We start from the raw sequence: 8,292 nt of genomic DNA, 5'->3' as shown, positions 1-8,292 counted from the left end.
GAGCTCGCGGTCGTCGCGGTGCTCACCTCGCTCTACCCCGGCGTGACCGTGCTGCTCGCGCGGGTGCTGCTGCACGAGCGGTGGCGCCGCCTGCAGCAGTTCGGCCTGGTGGTCTGCACGGTCGCCGTCGTGCTCATCACCATCGGGTGAGCCCGTCGGTGCGGACGTGCGGAACTAGCCGACCGTGACGGTCGGGCCCCCTGGACCACCGGTGTCAGAGGCGCCGACGGGCGCGTCCATCTCCTCGGCGATACGCATCGCCTCCTCGATGAGCGTCTCGACGATCTCGGACTCGGGGACGGTCTTGATGACCTCGCCCTTGACGAAGATCTGCCCCTTGCCGTTGCCGGAGGCCACGCCGAGGTCGGCCTCGCGCGCCTCGCCGGGCCCGTTGACGACGCAGCCCATGACCGCCACGCGCAGCGGGACCTCCATGCCGTCGAGCCCGGCGGTGACCTCGTCGGCGAGCTTGTAGACGTCGACCTGCGCCCGGCCGCAGGACGGGCAGGACACGATCTCGAGCTTGCGCGGCCGCAGGTTGAGGGACTGCAGGATCTGGATGCCGACCTTGACCTCCTCGACCGGCGGCGCCGACAGGGAGACCCGGATGGTGTCGCCGATGCCGCGCGAGAGCAGCGCGCCGAAGGCGGTGGCCGACTTGATCGTGCCCTGGAAGGCCGGGCCGGCCTCGGTGACGCCGAGGTGCAGCGGCCAGTCACCCCGCTCGGCGAGCATCTCGTAGGCACGCACCATCACAACCGGGTCGTTGTGCTTGACCGAGATCTTGAAGTCGTGGAAGTCGTGCTCCTCGAACAGGCTGGCCTCCCAGACGGCGGACTCCACGAGGGCCTCGGCGGTGGGCTTGCCGTACTTCGCCAGGAGCCGCTTGTCGAGGGAGCCGGCGTTGACGCCGATGCGCAGCGAGACGCCGTGGTCCTTGGCGGCCTGGGCGATCTCCTTGACCTGGTCGTCGAACTTGCGGATGTTGCCCGGGTTGACCCGGACACCGGCGCAGCCGGCCTCGATTGCCGCGAAGACGTACTTCGGTTGGAAGTGGATGTCGGCGATGACCGGGATCTGGGAGTGCTTGGCGATCTCCGGCAGGGCCTCGGCGTCGTCGGCGCTCGGGCAGGCGACGCGCACGATGTCGCAGCCGGCCGCGGTGAGCTCGGCGATCTGCTGCAGGGTGGCGTTGATGTCGGTCGTCGGCGTGGTGCACATCGACTGCACGGAGACCGGCGCGTCACCGCCGACCTCCACCTTGCCCACCCGGATCTTGCGCGAGGGGCGCCGGGGCGCGAGGACCGGAGGTGGGCTTGCCGGCATACCGAGCTGAACCGTCATACCCACGAGTATCTCATTCGGCTCCCGACATGCAGGCTCACCGTCCCCGTCCCGAGCCTCGCGCCGCCGCTCAGCCGCCGAGCTGGACCGGGTTGACGATGTCGGCGTAGATGAGCAGCGCGGACATGACGATGAGCACCGTCGTGACGCCGTAGGCGATCGGCAGGCCCTTGGCGACGTCGACGTAACCGGGGTCGCGACGCCCGGTGACCCGGGCGAAGGCCCGCTGCAGTGCCTCCCAGACGGCGCCGGCGGCGTGACCGCCGTCCATCGGCAGCAGGGGGATGAGGTTGAAGACGAACAGCGCGATGTTCAGCGAGGCGATGAGGCCGAGCAGCGAGACGAACTTCGCGGTCAGCGAGACGCCGGCGGTGCCGGCGAGGTCACCGGCGAGCCGGCCGGCCCCCACCACGGAGATCGGGCTGTTGACGCTGCGGGGCTGGTGATCGAAGGCGGCGTTCCAGACCCCCACCATCTTCTGCGGGATCTTCCCGAAGATGGCGAAGGTCTGCCCCAGCGCCGACCCGACGAACTCGGGGACCTTCGAGATCGGCTGGCGCACCACCGCACCCTCGGCGCCGATCACGGTCCCGACGACCCCGACCTTCTTCATCAGCGGCTTGCCGTCGGAACCGGTCACAGGGTTGCCCTGGGCGTTGACCACCGGACGCAGCGCCGGGGTGGGCGTGAGGTGCAGCGTGAGCCGCTGGCCGTGCCGCTCGACGACGACCGGGATCCGCTGGCCGCCGTGCGCGCGGATGGCGCGGGTCGCGTCGTCGGGGGTGGTGATCTTCGTGCCGGCCACCGACACCAGCCGGTCCCCGCGATGCAGACCCGCCTGCTTGGCCGGCGACGGCGGCAGGCCGGCGCAGTCGGGACCGGCGGAGCCGCCGGAGGGCAGCTTGGTGACCTGGGAGGTGGCCGGGACGCAGGCGGTGACGCCGACGACCTTGGCCGCGGTGACCTTCGGCAGCCCGTAGAGCGTGGCGATCCCCCCGAGCAGCAGCACGGCGATCAGGAGGTTGGTGGTGATCCCGCCGGTCATCACGACGAGCTTCTTCCACGACGCCAGCTTGTAGAAGACCCGGTCCTCGTCACCGGGCTGGATCTCGTGCATCGACTCCGCACGCGCCTGCTCGGTGAGCTGGCTCACCCGCCCGGTCGTGGAGCCGCGCAGCTGGCCGGGCCGGTCGTGCGGACGCGGCGGCAGCATGCCGATCATGCGGCAGTAGCCGCCGAGCGGGATCGCCTTGACGCCGTACTCGGTCTCGCCGAACCGGCGCGACCACAGGGTCGGGCCGAAACCGATCATGTACTGCGTCACCTTGACGCCGAACAGCTTCGCCGGCACGAGGTGCCCCAGCTCGTGCAGTGCAATCGACAGGCCGACACCGACGGCCAGCACGAGGACTCCCGCGAGGTACATCACCGGTCCAGTGCCTCACTTCCCCGGGCGCCCGCACCCGTCAGCGGCGACGTCGCAGGAGCGCCGATCGATCCGGTCGGTGGCAGTCCGAGCAGCTGCGCCGCCCGAGCACGCGCCCAGGCGTCGGCCCGCAGCACCGTGTCAACGTCCAACCCGTCGGGATCGTTCACCCCGGGAGCCCCGTCGGCGTCGTCCTCGGCCTGGTCGACCACCTGTGCCACCGTGTCGACGATGTCGACGAACCGGATCCGGCCGTCGTGGAAGGCGTCGACACACACCTCGTTGGCCGCGTTGAACACGGCCGGGAAGGTGGCGCCCTGCTCCCCCACGCGGCGGGCGAGGGCCACGGCCGGGAACGCCTCGTCATCCAGCGGGAAGAACTCCCAGGCGCTCGCCTGCGTCCAGTCGCAGGCTCGTGCCGCGCCCGGGACCCGCTCCGGCCAGGCCAACCCGAGGGCGATCGGCAGCCGCATGTCCGGCGGCGAGGCCTGCGCCAGGGTGGCGCCGTCGCGGAACTCCACCATCGAGTGGATCACCGACTGCGGGTGCACGACGACCTCGATGCGGTCGAAGGGCAGGTCGAACAGCAGGTGCGCCTCGATCACCTCCAGACCCTTGTTGACCAGGGTGGCGGAGTTGGTGGTGACCATCCGCCCCATGTCCCAGGTCGGGTGGGCGAGCGCCTGGGCCGGCGTGACGTCGAGCAGCTGCTCGCGGGTGCGGCCGCGGAACGGCCCCCCGCTGGCGGTGACCACCAGCCGGGCCACCTCGTCGGGCGTGCCGCCCCGCAGGCACTGGGCCAGCGCGCTGTGCTCGCTGTCGACCGGCACGATCTGGTCCGGCTTGGCGGCGGCCTTGACCAGCGGACCGCCGACGGTCAGCGACTCCTTGTTCGCAAGCGCCAGGGTGGTGCCGGCCTCCAGGGCCGCCAGGGTGGGCTTCAGCCCGATCGAGCCGGTGATGCCGTTGAGCACCACGTCGGCCGGGCCGGCGGCGAGCTCGGTGCTGGCGTCGGGACCGACGACCACCTCAGGGGTGTAGCCGGACCGGCCGGACTCGCTCGCCGCCACGTCCAGCGCCGCGCGCACCTCCTCGACGGACCCGCGGGCCACCCCGACGCGCTCCACGTCCAGCGCGACCGCCTGCCGGCCCAGCAGCTCCAGGTTGCCCCCGCCGGCGCTGAGGGCGCGCACCCGGAACCGGTCGGGGTTGCGGCGGACGACGTCGATCGCCTGGGTGCCGATCGACCCGGTCGAACCGAGCAGGACGAGGTCGCGTCGAGTAGTCACGGCCTCATTGTCACGCACTGTTCGGCTTGCGACACGAGTGCGACGAGTCGCGCCCCGACCGAGGTGGGGTCGAGCGGCTCGAAGGCGAGCGGGCCACCCGCGCCGAAGCGGTTGCTCGTGGCCCAGCTGCCCTCCGGCCCGAGGAACATCCCGAGCAGCTCCCCGGGCCCGGTCTCGGCGTCGTGCCGGACGAGGGCGTCGGCGTTGACCGTGGCCCGCGCGAGCAGCTGCTGCGCCTCCCCGACCTCCGCGCGTGGGTCCGCCTGCTTGAGGTCCGCCTGCTTGAGGTCCACGGTGTCGAGGTCCACGGTCAGTGTCCCGCTGCCGATGACCGCGTCGTCCGGCACGAGGAACTGCTGCAGGCAGCAGGCCAGCTCCTCCCGCGGCACCCGCCCGAAGCGGTGCAGCCCGGTGGCCAGGACGTCCTCGACGAGCGCCACCTCCTCCACCAGGTGCACGTACCGCAGCACCTGCTCGCCCGCGAGCTGTCGCTGCACCGACAGCAGCACCGGCGCGCCCTCCCGCAGCACGAGCACGGCGTCGAGCTCGGCCGGGAGCTCCACCGGGAAGGACCGCTCCGCGAGGTCGTCGCCGGCGACCACGTCCTCCCCACCCGGCTGCTGACCGGTCGCGGCGGGCCTCGCCCGCGGGCGCGTCGGCAGGCTGACCAGCCCGGAGGCGAGCATGCAGCGGTATGCCGTGTGCACGGCGACGCGGCGTGCCTCACCTCCCAGCGCCTCCAGGTGCGGCATCGCGACCGGACCCTGGTCGGCGCCGGCGAGCACGGCCAGCTCCTCGTCCGTGAGGGCGAACAGCGGCCGGACCGCTCCGGAGACGGTGGGCATGGGCATCAGCCGCCGTCCGTCATGGGAAGGACGGCCAGGGCGGTCGCGGCAGGTGGACGGTCCGCAGCGCCCGGCCGAGGTCGTGCCCGGCCTCGCGCACGGTGTCGGCGGCCCGCCGCACCGCCCAGCTGCCGGCCCGGGAGGCCAGCCGTTGCTGCACCCGGAAGCCTCGCTGCGCCAGCTGCTTGACGCCGCGGCCGAACTCAGCGATCTCGTGCCGGTGGTCCCACGCCGCGTTGCCCAGCTTCCACGCCGAGTAGGCGAGCAGGCCCGCACCGGCGACCACGGCCACGGTGCCACCGCTGGCGACGAGCAGGGTGAGCGCCGACGCGGCACCCACCCCACCCATGACCCGCGTGGCCGGCTCGCGCCAGTCCTGGTAGCCGCCTCCGGTCACCACGTCGGCGACACCGTCCTTGACGGTCAGCGGCAGGAAGGCCCGACCCGCGACGCGCTGGCTGCCCTCCAGCAGCCCTGCCGCCCGTGCGGGCAGGTGGCGGACGGCCCACCCCGGCTCGCCCCGGCCGTGGCGCAGTTGCTCAACGGCGCGGTCGGCCTTCTCGAGGTGGGCCAGCCACTCCGTGACGTTGCCGCCGGTGAGCACCCACTTGGCCCGCGCGACGTCCCGTGCCATGGCGCCGACCAGCCTGCTGCGCGGGATCAGCTTGCGGCCGTCGAGGACCGCGCCCTTGAGCGCGAGTGCCCCGAGGGCCCAGCCGGGCAGCAGCGCGGTCGGGTCGAACGCGAGCACCCGGGCGAAGGTCTGGGCATCCAGCTGCGCGGAGTCGGCCAGCGTGTCGAGCCGCGCCTGCAGGACGCCCACCTCCTGGCCCAGGGAGGCGCGGCGCGCCTCGTGCGCGGGGTCGACGCCCCGCCGGCAGGGTGTCGCGTCCAGCCGGTGCAGCTCGGCGCGTGCCCGCTCCTGCCGGCGCTGCAGCAGGTCGGCCTGCCGCTGCGCGGACCGGAGGCGCTCGGCATACGACGCGGTGGACCGGGCCAGCACGGCCAGCTGCTCGGCCTCCCCGACCAGGCTGCGCTGCACCTGCCGGGCGCGGGTCGCGTAGCTGAGCGAGGCCGCTCCCTCCCAGCCGGACACGTGCGCGGCCCCACCGAGCCGCCGCGCCCGGTGGCGCAGGCCACCGCCCTGACCCTCGAGGACCCGCGCCGCGACGAGCAGGGCGTCCGGCGAGCCGGCGATCAGGCGGCTCACCGGGACCCGCCCGTGTTGGCACGCTCCACCTCGGCGTAGCACCCGGCGGCCCGGCGCACGCCGGCGCCGAGGTCGCCCGTGGACCCGGACAGGCCCGCGAGCGCCGCCTGCCAACGGCGGGCTGCCTCCCCGGCGGCCACGCCCACCGCGGAGCCCCCGCCGGCCGCCGCAACCTGCCCCAAGGCAGTCACCACCGCAGCGCGCGCGGTCTCCAGCTCGACGGCAACCTCCGCCACGGCACGGGCTTCCGAGGCCATCGCGGCGGGGTCGACGGACAGTCGACTCATGGTTCCCCCTTCCCTCTCAGGGGCGAACCTAGCCGTCGGACGCGCCCCTCCCGAGGTTGTCCACAGGGCCGATGTTGCGGCGGCTCAGGAGCGCAGGACCGGCCCGAGGCCCTCGAGCACGGCCGGGTCCTCGATGGTGCTCGGCACGGCCGGCTGCCCGCCGTCGGCGATCTGCCGCATCGTGCGCCGCAGGATCTTGCCCGACCGGGTCTTCGGCAGGCCGGGCACGACGTCGACCCGGCGCAGCGCCGCCACCGCCCCGACCTCGTCGCGCACGCGCTGGACCAGCTCCTCGCGCAGCCGGTCGAGGTCGGCCGGCGCCGACACGTCGACCCCGGCCTTGAGCACCACCAGGGCCCGGGGCACCTGGCCCTTGAGCTCGTCCCGGACTCCGATGACCGCACACTCGGCGACCGAGGGGTGACCGGCGAGCGCGGCCTCGATCGAGCCCGTGGACAGCCGGTGCCCGGCGACGTTGAGCACGTCGTCGGTGCGGCCCATGACGAACAGGTAGCCGTCCTCGTCGAGGTAGCCGCCGTCGCCGGTGAGGTAGTAGCCCTCGTGCGCGGACAGGTAGGACGCCACGTAGCGTTCGTCGTCCCCCCACAGCGTCGGCAGGGTGCCCGGCGGCATCGGCAGCTTGAGGCAGATGGCGCCCTCGGTCCCCGCAGGGACCGGCGTGCCGCGCTCGTCCAGGACCTGCACGTCATACCCGGGGACGGGCACGGTGGCCGAGCCCGGCTTGACCGGCAGCGGTTCCAGGCCCATCGGGTCGGCGGCGACCGGCCAGCCCGTCTCGGTCTGCCACCAGTTGTCGATGACCGGTATGCCGAGTCGCTCCACCGCCCACTGGTAGGTGTCCGGGTCCAGCCGCTCACCAGCGAGGAAGAGGGTGCGCAGCGTAGACAGGTCGCGCTCCTTCATGAGCGTCCCGTCGACGTCCTCCTTCTTCACCGCCCGGATGGCCGTCGGCGCGGTGAACATCCCCGCCACGCCGTGCTGTTCGACGATCCGCCAGAACGCGCTGGCGTCCGGCGTCCCGACCGGCTTGCCCTCGTAGAGCACCGTGGTGCAGCCGGTGAGCAGTGGCGCGTAGACGATGTAGGAGTGCCCCACGACCCAGCCGACGTCGCTGGCGGTGAACCACACGTCGCCGGGCTGCATGCCGAAGACGTTGGTCATCGACCACCGCAGCGCCACGGCGTGGCCACCGTGGTCGCGGACGATGCCCTTCGGGCGGCCCGTCGTGCCGGAGGTGTAGAGGATGTAGAGCGGGTCGGTGGCCTCCACCGGCACGCACCCGGCCGGGGCGACCGCGTCCGGGTGGATCAGCTGAGCCCAGTCCAGGTCGCGCTCGCCCATCGGCGCCCGCTCCTCGGGCCGCTGCAGGATGACGCAGTACTCCGGCTTGTGCGCCGAGCGCTCGATCGCCTCATCGAGCATCGGCTTGTAGGGCACCACCCGGGTGCGTTCGATCCCGCAGGACGCCGAGACGACCACCTTGGGCTTGGCGTCCTCGATCCGGGCGGACAGCTCGGCCGGGGCGAAGCCGCCGAACACCACCGAGTGGATCGCGCCGATCCGTGCGCAAGCGAGGATTGCGTAGGCAGCTTCCGGAATCATCGGCAGGTAGATGGTGACGCGATCGCCTTTCTTGACATTGCGCAGTCTGAGGATGTTGGCCATCTTGCAGACTTCGTCGTGCAATTGGCGATAGGTGATGTGCTTCGACTGCGAGGGATCGTCGCCTTCCCAGATGATCGCGGTCTGGTCGCCGCGTTTTTCCAGATGCCGATCGATGCAGTTATAAGCCGCGTTGAGCACGCCGTCCTCGAACCATTTGATCGACACCTTGCCGAACTCGAACGAGGTGTTCTCGACCTTGGTGAAC

The 8,292-nt window shown here is 72.5% G+C and carries 6 protein-coding genes and 1 pseudogene; all 7 read right to left on the bottom strand.

Going from position 1 to position 8,292, the window contains the following annotated elements; genetic code table 11:
• Positions 1 to 174: 174 nt before the first annotated feature.
• The gene (ispG, locus tag VFL99_RS07820; RefSeq protein WP_325105777.1) at positions 175 to 1,344 is read right to left on the bottom strand and encodes a flavodoxin-dependent (E)-4-hydroxy-3-methylbut-2-enyl-diphosphate synthase; all 1,170 of its coding nucleotides are present in this window, start codon (positions 1,342 to 1,344) and stop codon (positions 175 to 177) included.
• Between the two features lie 70 nt (positions 1,345 to 1,414).
• Complete coding sequence (locus VFL99_RS07815) at positions 1,415 to 2,770, bottom strand: M50 family metallopeptidase (protein ID WP_325105776.1); 1,356 nt, start codon at positions 2,768 to 2,770, stop codon at positions 1,415 to 1,417.
• Between the two features lie 83 nt (positions 2,771 to 2,853).
• Positions 2,854 to 4,059, bottom strand: a pseudogene (gene dxr, locus VFL99_RS07810) (1-deoxy-D-xylulose-5-phosphate reductoisomerase); the annotation flags it as partial.
• The gene (locus VFL99_RS07805) at positions 4,056 to 4,910 is read right to left on the bottom strand and encodes a hypothetical protein (RefSeq protein ID WP_325105775.1); all 855 of its coding nucleotides are present in this window, start codon (positions 4,908 to 4,910) and stop codon (positions 4,056 to 4,058) included. The gene VFL99_RS07805 and the pseudogene dxr, both read right to left, overlap by 4 nt.
• Positions 4,911 to 4,923: 13 nt before the next feature.
• Positions 4,924 to 6,114 carry a hypothetical protein gene (locus VFL99_RS07800; RefSeq protein ID WP_325105774.1) on the bottom strand — a complete coding sequence of 397 codons (1,191 nt, stop codon included), beginning with the start codon at positions 6,112 to 6,114 and terminating at the stop codon, positions 4,924 to 4,926.
• The gene (locus VFL99_RS07795; RefSeq protein WP_325105773.1) at positions 6,111 to 6,401 is read right to left on the bottom strand and encodes a hypothetical protein; all 291 of its coding nucleotides are present in this window, start codon (positions 6,399 to 6,401) and stop codon (positions 6,111 to 6,113) included. Before VFL99_RS07795 ends, VFL99_RS07800 begins: the two co-directional genes overlap by 4 nt.
• Positions 6,402 to 6,485: 84 nt before the next feature.
• On the bottom strand, positions 6,486 to 8,292 hold a 1,807-nt coding region (locus VFL99_RS07790; RefSeq protein WP_325105772.1), incomplete at its 5' end, for an acetate--CoA ligase.

This window comes from Segeticoccus sp., assembly GCF_035708005.1.
The sequence above is the reverse complement of the archived record's forward strand: the minus strand, read 5'-3'. Positions and strand labels throughout refer to the sequence as shown.

Excerpts from the sequence above, each read along its gene's own strand:
- VFL99_RS07815 (WP_325105776.1), bottom strand. The coding sequence starts at position 2,770 with ATGTACCTCGCGGGAGTCCTCGTGCTGGCCGTCGGTGTCGGCCTGTCG.
- VFL99_RS07805 (WP_325105775.1), bottom strand. The coding sequence starts at position 4,910 with ATGCCCATGCCCACCGTCTCCGGAGCGGTCCGGCCGCTGTTCGCCCTC.
- VFL99_RS07795 (WP_325105773.1), bottom strand. The coding sequence starts at position 6,401 with ATGAGTCGACTGTCCGTCGACCCCGCCGCGATGGCCTCGGAAGCCCGT.
- ispG (WP_325105777.1), bottom strand. The coding sequence starts at position 1,344 with ATGACGGTTCAGCTCGGTATGCCGGCAAGCCCACCTCCGGTCCTCGCG.